Source organism: Aliterella sp. E5.1, assembly GCF_057473825.1.
Genome location: NZ_JBYCCV010000049.1, coordinates 1 through 18,156, shown reverse-complemented (window position 1 = coordinate 18,156; position 18,156 = coordinate 1). Strand labels below are relative to the sequence as shown.

General features: G+C 42.1%; 9 protein-coding genes. 2 read left to right on the top strand and 7 right to left on the bottom strand.

What is annotated here, in order from left to right; all coding sequences use genetic code 11:
- Positions 1-60: 60 nt before the first annotated feature.
- From AC2VE5_RS15580 to AC2VE5_RS15555, 6 genes are all read right to left on the bottom strand, one after another.
- Positions 61-5,934, bottom strand: coding sequence for a thioester reductase domain-containing protein (locus tag AC2VE5_RS15580; protein ID WP_486888649.1), 5,874 nt, complete (start codon positions 5,932-5,934; stop codon positions 61-63).
- Positions 5,935-6,033: 99 nt separating this feature from the next.
- Positions 6,034-7,425, bottom strand: coding sequence for a hypothetical protein (locus tag AC2VE5_RS15575; RefSeq protein WP_486888648.1), 1,392 nt, complete (start codon positions 7,423-7,425; stop codon positions 6,034-6,036).
- Positions 7,426-7,510: 85 nt separating this feature from the next.
- Positions 7,511-7,843 (bottom strand): acyl carrier protein, encoded by a 333-nt coding sequence (locus tag AC2VE5_RS15570; protein WP_486888647.1) that lies wholly within the window; start codon positions 7,841-7,843, stop codon positions 7,511-7,513.
- A 278-nt stretch (positions 7,844-8,121) separates the two neighbouring features.
- Positions 8,122-8,400 carry a hypothetical protein gene (locus AC2VE5_RS15565; protein ID WP_486888646.1) on the bottom strand — a complete coding sequence of 93 codons (279 nt, stop codon included), beginning with the start codon at positions 8,398-8,400 and terminating at the stop codon, positions 8,122-8,124.
- 716 nt (positions 8,401-9,116) lie between these two features.
- On the bottom strand, positions 9,117-10,448 hold the full coding sequence (locus AC2VE5_RS15560) for a ParB N-terminal domain-containing protein (RefSeq protein ID WP_486888645.1): 1,332 nt from the start codon (positions 10,446-10,448) through the stop codon (positions 9,117-9,119).
- Between the two features lie 417 nt (positions 10,449-10,865).
- Positions 10,866-12,695, bottom strand: coding sequence for a fatty acyl-AMP ligase (locus AC2VE5_RS15555; RefSeq protein WP_486888644.1), 1,830 nt, complete (start codon positions 12,693-12,695; stop codon positions 10,866-10,868).
- A 1,591-nt stretch (positions 12,696-14,286) separates the two neighbouring features.
- Between AC2VE5_RS15555 and AC2VE5_RS15550 the strand changes: the two genes are divergently transcribed.
- Together AC2VE5_RS15550 and AC2VE5_RS15545 are read left to right on the top strand one after the other, a co-directional pair.
- Positions 14,287-14,916, top strand: a complete 630-nt coding sequence (locus AC2VE5_RS15550) for a precorrin-8X methylmutase (RefSeq protein ID WP_486888659.1) — start codon at positions 14,287-14,289, stop codon at positions 14,914-14,916.
- A gap of 78 nt (positions 14,917-14,994) precedes the next feature.
- On the top strand, positions 14,995-17,478 hold the full coding sequence (locus tag AC2VE5_RS15545; RefSeq protein WP_486888643.1) for a phosphoketolase family protein: 2,484 nt from the start codon (positions 14,995-14,997) through the stop codon (positions 17,476-17,478).
- A gap of 89 nt (positions 17,479-17,567) precedes the next feature.
- Here the strand turns inward: AC2VE5_RS15545 and AC2VE5_RS15540 are convergent, their stop codons facing one another.
- Positions 17,568-17,960, bottom strand: coding sequence for a hypothetical protein (locus AC2VE5_RS15540; protein WP_486888642.1), 393 nt, complete (start codon positions 17,958-17,960; stop codon positions 17,568-17,570).
- Positions 17,961-18,156 lie beyond the last annotated feature (196 nt).

Below are 18,156 nucleotides of genomic sequence, written 5' to 3'. Positions count from 1 at the left end.
TCTAGTAGACAAGAGGAAAAAAGAGAGCGTCAGTCGTGAATCAAGGTTGCAAGTTGACTTTTAGGTTCTTACTTTGGGGTTGCTTAAAAAGCTGCTGTTAATGAAGTAAGAGAAGTAAGTTTGGAGTAGTTGGGAATCTATGGGCGGACAGTTAATGGACGCGCCTGCTAGTCTTGTTACGGTATTTCGGCAGTTTAGCTTCACTCTTCTTTGACCTAGTTCAGCAAAGGTTAGTTGTTCGTGCGACCACCGCCGGAGAAAGAAGGGTAAAAGTCCAGTTAAGGCGTTATCTTGAAAGCTTCCTACCTGAATTAATTCTGCTTCCCATTGTTCATAAGCAATTTGCCGAACTTGATAGCCAGAGTTATTTAGCCACTTGGCTACATCCTCCCAAGTAGAAAAGTTGGGGTTGTTTAAGTGAAAAGCTAATCCTTGGGATTTTTTTTGCTGAGATAAGTAAACGATCGCACTGCTGACATAATTTACAGGCACAATAGTTATGGCACAATTCATGTTGGGCATACTGCCCATTTGAATACAACCTTTAATAAATCGGCAGGTAAAGTCGTCGGTATTCCAAATTCCTGTTAGACTATCTCCAGCAATCAATGGCGGTCTGTAGATCGATACTGGCAAACCGCGATCGCGAGCTATTGTTACTAACTTTTCTGCTACCCATTTACTCTGGGTATAACCAAGGTCTATACCTTCGGTATAAATAATTGGCTCTAATTCTGTTACTTCTTTGTCGTAGTAACTAGAGGAATCAAAAACTGCGTCAGTGGAAATGTAGTGTAAGAGTTTGACTTTATATTGGCAAGCTAATTTGAGGATTTCTTGAGTACCCAGAACGTTTGTGGGCTTTAATGAGGAATAAGGGTAAACAAAATTCAAAGTCGCGCCGTTGTGATAAATGACATCAATTTGGCGGGCAAGCTGTTCAAATTGTTCTTCTGCAAGACCTAGTAGAGGTTGAGATAAATTACCTACCACTGGAATAATTCTACTACTGTACTTTTCTTGCCATCGGTGGTAAGTTTGCAAGTTGTGACAAAGTTTTAGCTTGCCTGACTGGGCATCACTAGCACGTACCAAGCAATATACATCTGCTGCTGTTTGTTCGAGGAGGTCGTGAAGTAAAAACGCTCCCAAAAACCCTGTTGCACCAGTTAGAAGAATACAATTTGCTACCCTTTGCTCGTTATTTGCTGTTGTCGGATAAATTGAGCTATCTAAAATGGCTTCGTTGTGGAGATTTAGAGCCTCTTTTGCAACTTCGGTAAAAGCAGCATCCGGTGTAAACTGCTTCATCAATAGAGCCGTAAGCGTGGCAATATCGGCAGCTTGCATAAAGTCTGAAATCGGTAACTCTGCTTGCAATTGAGTCCGAATCGCGCCGACTAATTCAACTGCCATTAGTGAATCCATCCCCAGATCGAAAAGTCCCTGCTGCGGTTCTGGCAGTTGAGGCAGCTTTAGGACCCTAGCAACTTCATTTTGGATGTAAGTAGTTAAGAGAGACTGTATGTCGCTTGCTTCTGCCGCTTCTAATTGGGATAAAATTTCTGATTTTTGTTTTAGCTGCTGCCCATTATCAGTTTGGGGCTGCCCTTCAACGAGTTCTAAAAGCGGCTTTTTGCCTTTGGCTTCATAAAGATCTTTAAATAATGACCAATCAACATTAGCAATTGTTGCTTGCACGCAGCTTGTGTTTAGTAGGTACCCCAAAGTTGCGATCGCGCGTTCGCTCTGTAATCCTTCTATGCCCATGCGGGCTAACCATGTTTGAAATTCCTCTAATGCCATGCCGCCACCAGCCCAGGGACCCCAATTGATAGTCAAAGCTGGCAACTTAAGTTTGTGTCGATAATGAGCTAAGACATCAAGAAAGTGATTTGCGGCGGCGTAGTGGGCTTGTCCTTTAGAACCCCAAACGGAGGATATAGAGGAAAAGTTAACAAAAAAGTCGAGAGCGAGTTCTTGAGTTAATTCGTGTAAAATCCACGTTCCCAACACCTTGGGACGAAGTACCGATTCAAGAGTAGTAAAATCCATCTCGGAAATTGCTTCATATCCAGGTACACCAGCAGTGTGTACAATCCCGCGTAGAGGTGGCATTGAGGTTTTAATTTCTGCAAATACCTGCACCATATCCTCTTTATTAGCTACATCTGCTTGAGCGATGACAATTTTAGCTCCCGCCTTTTCCATCTGGGCAATGCTTTCTTGGGCTTGACTTGTCGCCCCACTACGTCCAGTTAGTACCAGTTGCCGGATACCTTGTTCTACCATCCACTGGGCAACCTTCAAGCCTAATGCTCCTAAACCCCCAGTAACTAAATAAGTACAATCTGAGCGCCAAGACATTGCTGAAGATTCTGGTAGTTGCTTTCGCACCAAGCGGGCAACATAACGCTGTCCATCTCGGAATGCTAAATGGTCTTCTCCTTGGGAATCGTCAACCTCTGCTAGTAGCCTAGTTGCTTCATCTTTTGCTATTTCTGGCGCTAAATCGAGCATTCCGCCAAAAAATTCTGGGTGTTCTAGCGCTGCTACTTTACCAAGCCCCCAAACTGGGGCTTGAGTTACAGAGGGAAGTGAGGTTCCTACTGGTACAGCACCCCGCGTTACTAACCACAGCCGGGGTGAGTCAAAAATTGCTGAAGAATCTGCTCCCCGCACTTTTACAATGGCTTGCAGTAAATGCAGGATACTACCAACACCCACAGTTTGAGCTTGGGCGAGGGAGGAAAGAGTTAAATTAGCCGTTGACTGCGACTCCAAACTCCATAAATGGATGACTCCTTGTAGAGGTCGATTGCTGCTTAAAGCATCTTGAAATAGACGTTCAAAATCTGCTGGACTAGCAGGGTCAATGAGCCAAGCTCCGGCAGCTTTGGGGTTGTAAGTGTCTCCTGGATAGACCAAAATACAATTATGATCGCGATCGCCTAAAAGTTTGGCTACGGCTTCGCCAACACCACCTAAGTCAGCAAAAATTAGCCAACTACCCGATGCTTTGTGGAATCCGTTTGTTGTAGGTGACTCTTGACGGGATTTTGGCTGCCACTCTACTTCATACAACCAATCTTTGATTAATTCTGTTGTTACCTGCTGCTCGTTTTGTTGAGCTAATACTTCTAGCAGTTTAGGTAATAATTTCAATTCATCTGGGGAGAATTTGCCGATTGTTTCCAACTGCTGCATTAGCTGTTGAGTATTGCCCTGGTTTAAGAGATTAGCGATCGCATTTTGGGTTGTTTCTGGCGCTAATCCATTTTCAGCAAAATCTACCCAATGACGCTGCCTTTGAAATGGATAGGTAGGTAGTTGCACGCGCTGGCGAGAATAATGTTTCTCGAAGTTTACCCAATCGACAGTTATGCCACGCACGTACAAAGAAGCCAAACTATGAAGCATCTGTTGCCAGTCTTCTCGCCCTGAATATAGGCTGGGTAGAAAGGCAATATTTTCTGTTGCTTCTTCGCTCAAGCAGTAGCGACTCATCCCTAATAAAATTGGCTTGGGACCGAGTTCAATAAAAACTGTGTAACCTTGCTGAGCTAGAATATCTACACTTTGAGCAAATCTAACTGGCTGGCGCACATGACGACACCAATACTCTGGAGTGGCAATTTCTGCCGTTGCTAGTTCCCCCGTCACGTTAGAAATAAACTTGATGCGTGGATTGGAGTAGGTTACTTCTGCGGCTATTTTTCCAAAGTCTGCCAGCATCGGCTCCATCAAAGGAGAATGAAAAGCATGAGAAACTTGCAACTTTTTTGTTTTAATTCCTTCTGATTGCAAAGAAGAAATTACTGTTTTGACTGCCTGATGCTGACCAGAAATGACAATGTGCGAACCATTGATAGCTGCGATCGCTACTTTGTCGGTATAAGGTTCAATAGCTGTAAGCACTCTACTTTCGTTGGCAAATACGGCTACCATTTCACCATTTAGAGGCAATGCTTGCATTAAACGCGATCGCGCTGCAATTAGTTTTAGACCATCTTCTAAGCTAAATACGCCAGCAACGCAGGCAGCAACGTACTCGCCTACGCTATGCCCCATAACAATTGTTGGTTCTATACCCCAAGATTTCCATACCTGGAAAAGGGCATACTCCAAGGCAAATAAAGCGGGTTGCGTGTAAGCCGTTTGATCTAGATGATTTGTCTCGAATTTTTGAGCGTAAAGGACTGATAGTAAAGGCTGTTCTAGATAGGGGCGGAGAATCCGATCGCAACGATCTAAAGCCGCACGAAAGACAGGTTCAGTTTCGTAAAGTTGCTGTCCCATGCCGACGTACTGCGAACCTTGACCAGTAAACAAAAATGCTATTTTTGAGCGTTTTTTACGGGAAACTTGCTTACTTGTTACCAGTTGCGCCGTATTTTCATTGGCAATAAAAGCTGCCAACTGCTCTTGTAATTGGATAGTAGATTGTACGGTTGTGGCTAAACGGTAGTCAAAGTGCGATCGCCCAGTATTAGCTGTAAAACAAACATCCGCTAGTGATATTTCACAATTACTATGTAAAAAATCTTGATAGTTTTGGGCTAACGCTAATAATCCAGCTTCACTCTTTGCTGAAAGAGTAAAAAGTTGGCAAGGACGTTCAATAGGTTGAAGTTTTGTTTCTACTATTGGCACAGGTGCTTCTGCCAAAATTGCATGACAATTTGTGCCACCAAAACCAAAGGCGCTTACTCCTGCTAAACGGGTTTCTGTACCCACAGACCAAGACTCACGCTCTGTAGGAATAACAAAAGTTGTCCCTTCTAAAGAGATATATGGATTTAATTGACTAAAATGCAGGTGAGCAGGAATTTCTTTGTGTTGCAAGGCTAAGACCACCTTAATTATTCCAGCCATTCCCGAAGCCGCTTCCAAGTGTCCAATATTAGTTTTTACTGAGCCAAGCCAACAAGGCTTATCCCCCTCCCGTTCTCTCATTAGCACTGCTTTCAAAGATTTAACTTCAATGGGATCTCCCAGAGATGTCCCCGTACCATGCGCTTCAACATAGGTAATTTGTGTTGGTGATACTCCAGCATTATCTAAGGCTTGACGAATAACTGCTTGCTGGGAAGGTCCATTAGGTGCTGTTAGTCCATTACTTTGACCATCTTGATTAACTGCCGTACCTTTGATGACAGCTTGAATTCTATCTCCATCTTTAAGAGCATCTGCGAGGCGCTTGAGGACAATAACGCCGCAACCTTCCCCGCGTACATAACCATCAGCACTAGCATCGAAAGTCTTACAGCGCCCATCCGCCGCCATCATCCGCGCATGAGAGTAAGTAATTGTTGGTTCTGGAGAAAGCATTAAACTTACTCCACCAACTAAGCACTGATTAGTCTCGCCAGTTTGCAAGCTGCGGCAGGCAAAATGTAAGGCAACAAGCGATGAGGAGCAAGCGGTTTCTGTGACGACGCTGGGACCGCGCAGATTTAGAAAGTACGATAGGCGGTTAGCAGCTATGCAGAGAGTATTACCCGTGCCATCGTAAGCGTTGACGCGGTTCAAATCTTTAGTCAGCAACCTGCAATAGTCGTAGTTACCAATCCCGACGAAAACTCCTGTTTGGCTGCCAGCTATTGTTTCTGGCGCTATTCCCGCGTTTTCTAAGCTTTCCCAAGCTACCTCTAAAATCAGCCTTTGCTGGGGGTCCATTCGTTCTACTTCGCGGGGAGAAATGCCGAAGAAACTGGAATCAAAGCTATCTACTCGATCGAGAAAACCACCCCAGCGAGTGTACATTTTTCCTGGTGTAGCTGGCTCTGGATTGTAGAATTGCTCAATATTCCAACGATCTTTTGGCACTTCAGTAATCGCATCTACGCCATGATGCAAAAGCTGCCAGAAACTTTCAGGATCTTTCGCTTGGGGAAAACGACAGCCAATTCCGATAATCGCTATGGGTTCCACAGCAAAGCCTCCAAATTTATAGTTCTGTAAAGGCGATCGCTTTTTTCCTGAAAAGTTATCGCCTATCGAAGTAGATTTTCCGTTGCCAACAGCAATTTTTTAAGCAACAGAGCGAGAAAATTGCTCAAAAGCCTTAGTATTACTTCTAATTGCCTGCTCGATCGAGCCTCCTGAAGCCATAAGCTTGAGTTCGCGGTTGACTGGCCATAAATAAACCATGTCTAAAAAGAACCGCCGTAAATCAGCTAGGAGCCGCCCGTGATACTTAAGATTTAGGTAAAAACCTTCGTGTTCGTTACAAAAGCACTGCTCTACCCAATAAAGTGCTTCTCGATCAGACATATTAAATACAGGAGACTGTAGCAACTTGTAAAACGAGAGGAGGAAAGAATCATCTGTACGAAATATCCCTGGTAATCCGCCCGAAAGTCCGCTTAACCCCACACCTTGCGCTCGGTAAATTGTGGCATTGGCGATAAACTTCTCATAGGCTGTAGGCTTGGAAAAATCTTTGTACAAATCTTGAGCAATAAGCTCAGACGTAGTAGTGTGAAAAGATTCATCCATCAAATGATTGTAGGATACGGCAGTTGGCACAGGAATAAATTCGCCGTTCTTTTCTAATTCCCTGTAGTGTTGCACGTAGCGGTATTCATAATTTTTGAGCAGCATATTAGCTAAAAAGCGCGTGACGTAAAACACGCAAGCTAAAAAGGGCGAACTTCCACAGTTCAAAGTAAAGAATTTTAGTAGCGGTTTTGGCGCTATTTGTCCTAATAAACCTGTCGTCTGCGCCGGGATAAATTCACCTTTTTCCTCTAAGGCTCGTAAATACTGCGAATAATACTGGGCTTGGTTTTTGAGCATCACTTTATTGGTGATAAACCGAAAAGCTGAGTCTTGAAATGCCGACATGGGCGAACTTTGCAAGTCAAAGGAAAAGAAATTTTGCGATTTTTGTTTGGCTGCTAATCCATTTTTAGCCGATTTCTGTAACTTTCCTTGCAGAGGCGCACTAAACGCAGTTTGACCTAAAAGCGCCTTCTTTGTTTTGTAACCAATGGTATGAAAAGCATGAATGTGGTGGCGTTCTTGTGCTGTTTCTAGATCTAGCTCTTGGCAAAGGGTATCGTAGCCCTTAAGGGCAGAAAAAACGCCAGCAGTGACTTGATTATAGAGTACGGCATTAGCTTCCGTAGCCGCAGTTTGGTTGTATTGTGTTGCCCAGTAAAGGTGATTGAGAGCTAGTTTTTGGGTGGGAGTAGTTTGTTCGTAGAGCGGCGTACCGTATAAGGTAGAAAGCTCCGGTGGACTCCAATAGCGATCGCTATTGCTACTGTAAGTAAAACTTTTGTCTAGTTCTTCTATTTTCTCAGTGTAGTCGGAATCAATATTGCGTTTATAGTTGATTTCCGTAATTCTGATGTGCTTTTTCACCTTAGATTCCGGCGAAGATTCATTGTTTTCTATTACTTCAGCAGTACTTACCATGATTTTCTCCTAAGAAGCTTAAAAACCTTGATGGATATTTCTACTAGGCTTGTCCCCACCTAGTTGCGAGCGGGGAGACTTGCTACTATTGAGAGCTACTTGTTTGCATTTTGGATTCCTTGGCTAGTTCTTGAGCCAAAGATTTAATTGTGGGGTAGTCGTAGAGTAGAGTTGGGTCTAGCTGTTCGCCCATCCAATCTTCGAGTTCGCCTGTCATGCCAATTGCCGTTGAAGAATCTAAACCATATTGGTCGAAAGTCATTGTCACATCAACTTCGTCTGAGTCAATTTCTAGTAGTTGAGCGAGGTAAGACACTATCCAAGCTTGAATTTCATCTGCCGTCAGGAGTTTGGTAGTGTCTGTTTTTATGGCGCTGCTGCTAGTCGCCGGACTATCTTGAAGATTTTGAATTTCCATCTTTTAGATCACAATTTTCAATTTTTTTTGACTGCTTTTACCCGCTCATGACTAAGAAACGTCGGTTACATAAAGCGATTGAATCTGCCTTTAAGTTTCCGCACTAACACTTAGCTAGCAACGTTTTGCGTACTATTTAGTCAGAGCCGATTATCCTTATTTGACTCTTGGGTAAATGACTAAACTTACAGTTAGCTTTGAATAATTTTGTTAGTTGCATTAGTAACCAAGTATTTTTAGAATCTACTACTATCGCGATCGCAACTACGGAGGGATTTTTATACAGAAGCTAACTCTTGATAGGAGGGAATGAGGTCGAGGGCGTTGTTAAAACTACTGAAGTAATCCTGTAAAGCTTTTGCTTCACTACCCCTAAACTCCATCCATTCATAGTGATAGGGATTTGAAGTAATTGATTCTCGATCGAGGACGATAAATTTTGGCATAGCTACTAAAAGAGAAAGACTGTCTTCTCCTGATGTAGCTCCATTTTTCAGCTTAACCACAGCAATGTATGATGTATTAAGGACAATATTTCCAACTTTAATAAATGTCATATTAGCTCCCATTTACTTGTAAGATTTAGTGTTTTATGGTTTACAACCGCTCTTAATTCACTACTTTGCAATCCTTTGTGGAGCCAATGATTAGGCTTCAATGCCTGACGCAGTCTAGCTAGCTTTTACGAGATTGAAAGCCAACAAGTTGCCGATATCTAGCAGTCAAATTTACTTTAGTTCGTCACGCAATTAATTAGTTTTTAATATTAACGTGGATTTGTGTGTTGAACATTTCGTATCATATTAGAATGCTTAGTTATTTTTATCAAGTGATCTTTGATACTTTTTCCATAATTGCTAATATAAAAAAGTAATAAATACTTTTTTATCAAAAAAATACACCCAGAGACTGACGCAGCCCCATTGATTATTAAAACTATTCTTTTGCAGCTTGGATAATTTGGTTAAATTTCAGTCCCCGGCTTTTGGCTTAATCATATGACAAAAGCTTTTCTGTTGCAGACCTGTACTTAGGTGTAAAGTATGGATGTATTTATAAATACACACTTACTTTAGAAAGAGTATCTCTTTAGGCTGATATATAGAGTAGACGAGTATTAAATGCTTATATAACCCATTTGATATTTTATTTAACTTACTACTAGCTTTTTGAGCATCAGCCATCTCAACAAAAGTTGAGCTTAACGTCGTTGCATTGCTAGATAGCACTCTGAAGCAACGATCAAAACTTTACTTTTCATTAGTCTCGATTATTAAGCTGTAACGGCTTTTTGGGCTTGTTTTCCAGTCCAGTTTTGCCATCGAGCGATCGCACGAGTTACGAGTTGAGGATCTTCATCCCCAGCAAAGCATACCCGTCCCATCTTTTCGCAAGCGATCAGCACTTCACCTTGCCCCAAAAAAGGCGCAACGACAAAACTATTTACACTGGTATACAAACTAATTAAGTACGCTACTATTGCTTCTACTCCATTGATACCAACGGGCTGTTGGGGTTTGACTATGGGCTGATGAGAAAAGAAGGCAACGTATATATTGCCTAGTATCAACTCATATCTGAAGGGCATCTGATGGCGGCTACAAAGCCCGTGAATATATCCTTCTAAGCACAGGACAGCAACAACACGCGCCTCGTCTATTAAGTAATCGAACTCCCAAGAAGATAAGGAACTTGCGATCGCTAGGGCGGCATGACCTGGAAGGCAATTTATAAATTTATCGCTAGAAGTATTCCCACAATAGACTAGATTTCGAGCTAATATCCACTCATCGTCGGTTTGTACCGTCGGTTGGTTGGCACTAGATGTTTGGCGTTCAACTTTCTGTGTATCTGTTTTGACCGCTAACTTAGCGACTTTTTTTGCTGTAACGTCTTTGAGCGCTACCAACTGCAATTGCTTTTGTTCAGCTTTAGCCTCAATTACTAGCTGAGTTTGCCGCTTGGCTTCTTCGTGTTCTTGTTTAGCGATCGCGGCTTGGGCTGCCATCGCTGCCTGTTTTGCTTTCTCAGCCTCTTTGCTTCCAGATCGTGCTACTTTAAGCAAGGCTGTAGAACTTTTGGCGACTGGTGTGCCTCTAATTACTTCTTTTACTTCTGGAACTATACTTCTGGCAATCTGTTTACCTAGTTGAAAGCTGCGCTGAGTGTATCCAGCTTCTTTAGCTAAATCAAAAGTAGTTTTTAGAGGTGGTGAAATAATTTCACCACCTTTGCGAGTATATTGATTTTCTCCTGGTTTTGCCCGCAACCCTAGTTTTTGCAGTAGTTCATCGCGCTCCAACCAGAGTTCGCTGCGCTCTAAAGCATCTAACTCGCTACGGATTAAATTTTCATCAATTTCTGCTAAACGGGCTTGTTCAACATTTTTACAGGGAATGATATTACATTCAATTTCCTTGAATCCTAGCAATTTATAGGCTGTCAGCCGATGAAGACCCGCAATCAATCTTAGTTCTTGGTCTAATACAATCGCGTTTAATAAACCATTAGTTTTGATGGACTCCATCAACTCAGCAACTTTTTCATCTTTAAGGGGACGGCGATTGATACCAATTGTAATTTGATCGAGAGCGATACTAGGCATACTTGCTTCTTTTTACCATAATGCTCAATATAGGCGATTCTTTGATTAGATGTATCGTAGATATTACGGAGGGTTTGCTGAATTAAGTATGCGTTAGGTAGAAAGCAAAATCGAAGGGATACAATTAGCAATCGAATTGAATAAATCTCTGGCATCAATGGAAGATTTGCCTCATTTCCCAGCCCCTTCTCCCAACTGTGGGAGAGAAATTTTAGCTAAAGGTTGTAGAATTTGTGACCTGGTTGTTTTCCAACTTGCACTATTTGACGACGCTAGGGTCATAACCTCCAGCGTCTTTTCTCCTTTTTAAAATGAAACAGCCCTGCTACAGAAGCAGGGCTGTTGATGTTGTCGCTAAATTATATTCGCCAATTTTTCTAACTCGTACAACGCCAAAAAAGACGACTCCTAATTGCTCTACTTGCCAGTTGATAGTTCCTTTAGCAATGATTCAACTTCTGTTTGTAGATGCATGAACTTGGCTTTACCTTGAGGATTCTCACTCCAATCTTCAATCACATTCAAGCTTCCAGCCAAAAAACCAGTCCGACAAGCATGGCGCTGAATTTTACCGCTCGATGTTTTGGGAATACTGCCAGTTTTAACCAGTGCTGTTGCATAAATTTGTAAAGAATGCTGAGCTGTTACAGCTTGCTGAATACTCTTTACTACTTCTTTTACATTTAGCTTACGTAGGTAATTGCGCTCTACTTCCTGAATAACTACTAAACGTTCTTCATTTTTGATATCTACTGTAAACGCTGCCCCACAACCAGGTCTTAGTGCTGGGTGGCTCTGTTCTACCGTCAGTTCGATATCTTGGGGATAATGGTTTTGACCGCGGACGATCAACAAGTCTTTAATCCTGCCTGTGATGAACAACTCGCCAGCTTGCAAAAATCCTAAATCTCCCGTCCGCAGAAATGGTCCCTCACCTGTAGCTAGATAAGCATGAAAATTCTGCTCTGTTTCAAGAGGTTTATTCCAGTAACCTTGAGCAACACTTGGACCAGACACCCATATCTCTCCCACTTGATTATCTAGAAGCGAGGTCAAGGAGTCAGGATCAACAATTAAAACTTTTTGGTCTAACCAGCTTTGACCGCAGCCGACAATTGCCCAAGAGTCTTCTTGTTCGCTGCTAGTCGCCATAACTTGATTGACTTCAAGCGCTGTCCTAGAAACTTGGCGAATAATTGGGTTAGCCGTTTTCAAGCCTCCAGAGACAAGCAAGGTGGTTTCTGCCATTCCATAGCAGGGGTGAAAGGATTCCTCGCGGAACCCACAAGATGCGAAAGTCGCGGCAAATTGCTTTAGTGTTTCGGCGCGCACAGGTTCCGCTCCGGTGAAAGCCACTTCCCAACTACTTAAGTCAAGATTTGCTCGTTGTTCTGGGGTAATTTTACGCAAACAAAGGTCATAAGCAAAATTAGGTCCGCCGCTAGTAGTAGCTTTATAGTGGGAAATAGCTTGCAGCCAACGCACTGGCTTTTGAATAAAAGCTAATGCTGGCATCAATACTATCGGCGCACCAATATACAGGGGTTGCAACACTCCGCCAATTAATCCCATATCGTGGTACGACGGCAACCAACTTACACCCATACTTTCGGGCGTATCACCAAAGCTTTTGTGGATTAAATCACAATTGTGCAAAATATTTCCGTGACTTACCATTACACCTTTTGGGGTTCCTGTAGAGCCTGATGTGTACTGAAGAAAAGCTAGAGTATTACTGGTAACAATTGGCTCTTGCCATGCGATCGCTAAATCGTCAGCAATATCATCTGTAAGTAACCACTGCAACTGACTTAATTCTGGATTGTCAGTAAAACGTTTTTGGATGTTGCTAAACCAGAGGTCAGTAGTAAGTGCGATCGTTGCCTGAGCATCAGTAATAATTGCCTGCAATCTACCCATACTTTGATTAGGTCGGGGCGGGTAGGCAGGGACAGCTACAACTCCAGCATACAAGCACCCAAAGAAGGCAGTAATGAACTCCAACCCTGGTGGGTAGAGCAACAAAGCATGAGAATTAGCAGCATTCATACTTTTTAACTTAACTGCTATTTTTCGTGCTTGTCTATCCAATTGCTGATACGTCAGAGTGCTTGTTTCTGTCTCCCCATCCTGCAAAAAGGTGTAAGCCGTTTGGTCGGGTAGAGTTTGCGCTCTGTAACACAGCAGCTCTATCAACGTTGAAAACTTGAAATCTTTTCCTGTTGAAGCATCGAAATAAACAGTCATATTCTACTCCCTGAGCAATGTTTGCGAATATTTGAGCCGCTATTGACTTAGCCTGCTTTTTTAAGGAAAATTGATAATTATTACTATAACTTCAGCTATCAAAAGCAGTTAATTTGTTTACTGTTCTAGTAATCCTTTTTATATTCTCATGATAAAAAACGGCTTTTTGTAGTGTGGCGAACTCTTTTTTCCATTCACTTAGCCATAATTTCATTTCCGAAGTTTTGATTTGCTCTCTTTACAGAGAAGGTATGCTATAAAGTAGCAAAAACTCAATCCTTCAACGGCTTTCAAGTATACTTTTTTCAAACAAATTTTAAGCTACCTTAAGTTTGCAACTTTTAATACCAAAAATTAAACCTTATAATTCTACTTTTGGCAGTGCATAATCTCCGAAAATCTAAACCTATTGATATATATTTTTTTAAGCAAGAAATATGTATGTAAGGACGATAAGGAGCAAAATTTACTTTCCTGCTTATTCTACTATAGAAAATGTTATAAGTATGACTTTGCTAGAAAGATATTAAAGAATAATTTACTATAGTCTTAGGAAACTTGTCTAGTTCTATTTGAGGATTTTACTAAACAAACACAACTGCTCGCTCATTTCCATTAAATATTAAACATTTTTTAATGCTTCCTCTTTAGATTCTCTGCCTTCTCACAACTGGTTAAAAAAATAGTAACAAATAATACTTAATAAAATTGGATTGATGTTTTACTATTAAAATAAACATCTGGCGTAAAAACTTACAATGAACGCTAATAATTAGATACTGCAAGGCATCTTTTACCACAAATCATTTAGCAATTCTATCCTTGCTGACTAAACCCATGCAAATTGATTAAGTAATATCCTCAGTAACTAAGTATTAAAATAGAGGTCAATTATACTGCTTACTCCGTATTAACTCTTAGCTTTTACTTTTGAGTTTTTATAAGTAATCGCTTCTTATTCAAGATTTTTTAATACAAATGCTACTGCTAGAAAAGCTCTAATTTTTTACTTGAACTTGAATTTCTTGCGGATCTTGCAGTAATTTTTCACTAGCTTAGAAGAAAATAGAGCAATTGCTTTAATAGTATAAGCGCTCTAGCAATTAGCTAATAAAAGCAAGTTTAAGTACAAAACTGTTGATTAAAGCTTGATAATTATTAAAATATTTATTTAGAGATTATAGTTTATTAATGGCTAATAACTACAATATTAGATATATTTTTAACATGACTGCAACTAAGCCAAAAAAAGCTAGTTTAATTGTTGCTTTTGCAGTTATTCTTAATTTTATTCAATTAGAATTTCAAGCAGCGCTATAAGACTACATAAAGCCTTGCAAGGTGACTTAGTTTTGATTATCTCTTGCTTTAATTATTAGGTTATACGAAGATTTCCTCTTAGCGACGTTTATGTCAAACATTAAGCTTTGATATTATTGCATCTGCTAGTTCTGCACATATTGGCTTTAAATATTGGCAGAACCTCTATTAGCAAGTATAGATCTTAACGCTCCTACAGGGTAGGATAAGGGCGGAAGGATAAAGCTTGCTTTTGCTTCCAAGTATTCCCTTCACACCTCACCGAATTCAAATGGAATGGCAGCTAACCGATGCGCAAAACTTGGCATTAATTGACCGTGAAATTGGCGATTATGGGTTTTCACCCGCTCAGTACGAAATAGTCCGACAGGTAATTTATGCCACTGGGGACGTTGAATATAAGTCTTTAATTCAGTTTAGCGATCGCGCATTGCCTGCCGGAGCCGCCGCTTTAGCTGCTCGTAGTACCGTTATTGTCGATGTACCTATGGTACAAGTAGGCATTACATCTCATATTCAAAAAACTTTTGCAAATCCCGTGTATTGCAGCGTAGATGCTCATAATTGGAGTCAAAAAGACCACTCGACTAGCACCGATTGGGAGATTGAAACTTTAGCTAGAAGGTATCCTGAAGCAATTTTTGTTGTCAGTCAAGGGCAAGCCGCATTAACAGCACTGTTGGAATTAATTGAAGGCGAAGAAATTAGACCCGCTTTAGTAATTGGTACACCCGCAGGATTTATTGACGTGGATGTAGCCAAACAACGCTTAAATGATTCCAACGTTCCCCACATTCGGATTGATGGACGCAAAGGCAGTGCAGTAGTAGCCACAGCCATTATTAACGCCTTGGTAGAACTAGCTTGGCAGGCTTATGGACATGACGACAATGAGGGCTAACTAAAAGCAAGCAATTTTTTGTAGGAGTAACTACTATAAACCTAGCAGAGCAAATCTACAGTACAACAGCGCTCAATTATGGTAGTAACAATCCCACAGACACGGCTCCTAAGTACCGAAGAACTGCATCAAATCAACGCTTACTGGCGGGCAGCAAATTACCTATCCGTCGGTCAAATATATTTGCTAGATAATCCTTTACTACGCGAACCCCTCAAGCTTGAACACATCAAACCCCGGCTTTTGGGTCATTGGGGAACAACCCCAGGGTTGAACTTTATCTACGTCCACCTCAACCGCCTGATTAAAGCCCAAGACCTGAACGTAATTTATATAGCTGGTCCCGGTCATGGTGGACCTGGAATAGTTGCGAATACTTATCTAGAGGGGACTTATAGCGAGGTTTACCCTCATATTTCCTCTAATTATGAGGGAATGCAAAAACTATTTAAGCAATTTTCTTTTCCTGGCGGCATCCCTAGTCATGTTGCCCCAGAAACCCCAGGCTCAATTCACGAAGGGGGGGAACTTGGATACTCCCTTTCTCACGCTTACGGCGCAGCCTTTGACAACCCAGATCTGATTGTTGCTTGTGTTATTGGTGACGGGGAAGCGGAAACGGGTCCCTTAGCTACTAGCTGGCACAGCAATAAGTTTCTTAATCCCGCAGGTGATGGCGCAGTTTTACCGATTTTGCACCTGAATGGCTACAAAATTGCCAACCCTACGGTGCTGGCGCGAATTAGTTATGAGGAATTAGAAAGCTTACTTATTGGCTACGGCTACAAGCCCTATTTTGTAGAAGGATCAGAACCGGAAGCCATGCACCAATTGATGGCACTAGCTTTAGAAAAAGCGATCGCCGATATTAAAGCAATTTGGCACGATGCTCGGACTAATGGCAATACAATCCGTCCCCAGTACCCAATGATTGTGCTGAAGTCGCCCAAAGGTTGGACGGGGCCCAAGGAAGTTGATGGCAAAAAAACTGAAGATTATTGGCGATCGCATCAAGTGCCTTTTGCTGAAATGGCAACTAAGCCCGAACACTTAAAGTTGCTCGAACAGTGGATGAAAAGCTACAAACCCGAAGAACTGTTTGACGCAAATGGGATATTAATGCCAGAACTTGCAGCTTTAGCACCCCAAGGAACCCGCCGTATGGGGGCTAATCCTCACGCCAACGGTGGATTGCTGCTTAAGGGTTTAAAGTTACCCAATTTTTCCGACTACGCTGTAGAAGTTGATAATCCGGGGACAGTAATCGCCGAAGCTACCCGCATTATGGGCGAGTTTCTACGCGATGTGATGAAGCAAAATCTTGAAAGCCGCAACTTTCGGGTTATGGGTCCTGATGAGACGGCTTCCAACCGCCTAAATGCTTTATTTGAAGCAAGCGATCGCACTTGGACGGCTCAAATCCTTCCCGAAGACGATCGCCTAGCGCCTGATGGTCGGATTATGGAAATCTTGAGCGAACATACTTGTCAAGGCTGGTTAGAAGGATATTTGCTCACCGGGAGACATGGATTTTTCTCTTGCTACGAGGCTTTTATCCATATTATTGATTCTATGTTCAATCAACACGCCAAGTGGTTGAAAACTACTCGTCATATTCCTTGGCGTAGACCCATTGCTTCGCTCAACTATTTGCTTACTTCTCACGTATGGCGACAAGATCATAACGGTTTTTCTCATCAAGATCCGGGCTTTATCGATCATGTGATGAACAAAAATCCAGAAGTGATTCGGGTGTATTTACCCCCGGATGCCAATACTCTGCTATCTGTAACCGATCATTGTTTGCGTAGCCGTAACTACGTCAATGTAATTGTTGCCGGAAAGCAACCAGCTTTGCAGTATTTGGATGTGGATGCGGCAATTAAGCACTGCACCACAGGGATTGGAATTTGGGGTTGGGCGAGTAACGATCAAGGGGTAGAACCGGATGTCGTCATGGCTTGTGCGGGTGATGTGCCAACTTTGGAGACTTTGGCGGCGGTGGATCTGCTTTACCAAAACTTCCCCGATCTTAAAGTGCGAGTGGTGAATGTAGTCGATTTAATGAAGCTTCTACCAGAAAGCGAACACCCGCACGGTTTGAGCGATAAAGATTTTGATTCTATCTTCACTCCAGATAAGCCAATTATCTTTGCTTTTCACGGCTATCCTTGGTTAATTCATCGCCTTACTTATCGGCGCACAAATCACCACAATCTTCATGTCCGGGGCTACAAAGAAGAAGGAACAACGACTACGCCCTTTGATATGGTGGTGTTGAATGAATTGGATCGTTTTAGCTTGGTAGATGATGCGATCGATCGCGTACCCAAACTTAAATACACCGCCGCGCACGTCAAACAGATGTTGCATGACAAACTGATCGAACACAAGCAATATATTACCGAGCATGGCGAAGATATGCCGGAGATTCTAAATTGGGAGTGGCGCTATTACAGTGGTTCTGAGGCAAAGAATACTCAGGCAAAAACTGATGCAGCTTCAAGTGATTCTACTCCTTCTCAAGAAGGTGGCGAAGGCGCAGCAAAGTCTGGTTCTTAGTTCGAGTTAAACCCCTTTCCTACACGGGAGGGGGAGCAACTTTTCATGGCGGATATTAATCGGATGAATGTTAAAAGTAGTGGGTTGGGTTAGCGGCAAAGTTGCTCTTTGAGATTAATTAACTGAACTTGGCGGCTAACAAATTCATCCGAGGAGATTCCGATTGAGCCAGTCTGTTCGTGGCGGCTCAAAGCGTCTAAAGCGCTGCTGCAATCGTTAACGGTTTGATTTATTTGATTTTGATATGCTGCTTTTTCCGACTGAATTTGACTTGCTGCTATTTCTTCAGAAGTTAGGTAAGTCGCAGTAGGCTCATTAGGTCTGGCAAAAATACTAGCAACCACAGCAAAAGCAAGTACCCCAAGAATTCCTCTGCCTAGCATTTGATTGATTTGTTTTTGCTCAGTTCTTGAGATGCCCGCCCCCCTAAAATAGAATTGTGCTTGTTTCTTTGAATCGCAATGTCTACTGTACTTAGCCATCTGTTTATCCTCAACTATAGCAATCCTGAATCATATGTGAAAATAGAGGAGTTAAGAATATACTTGAAGATAGATGTTGTTAAAGAACAGTCAAGTGGAAATAACAGCTCTGAGCGATTTCATCGATAGCAAGCGCGATCCCAGAGAACTAAAACGGGCGTTAGCAGTTCAAATGGTGATACAGAAGTATTCCTAT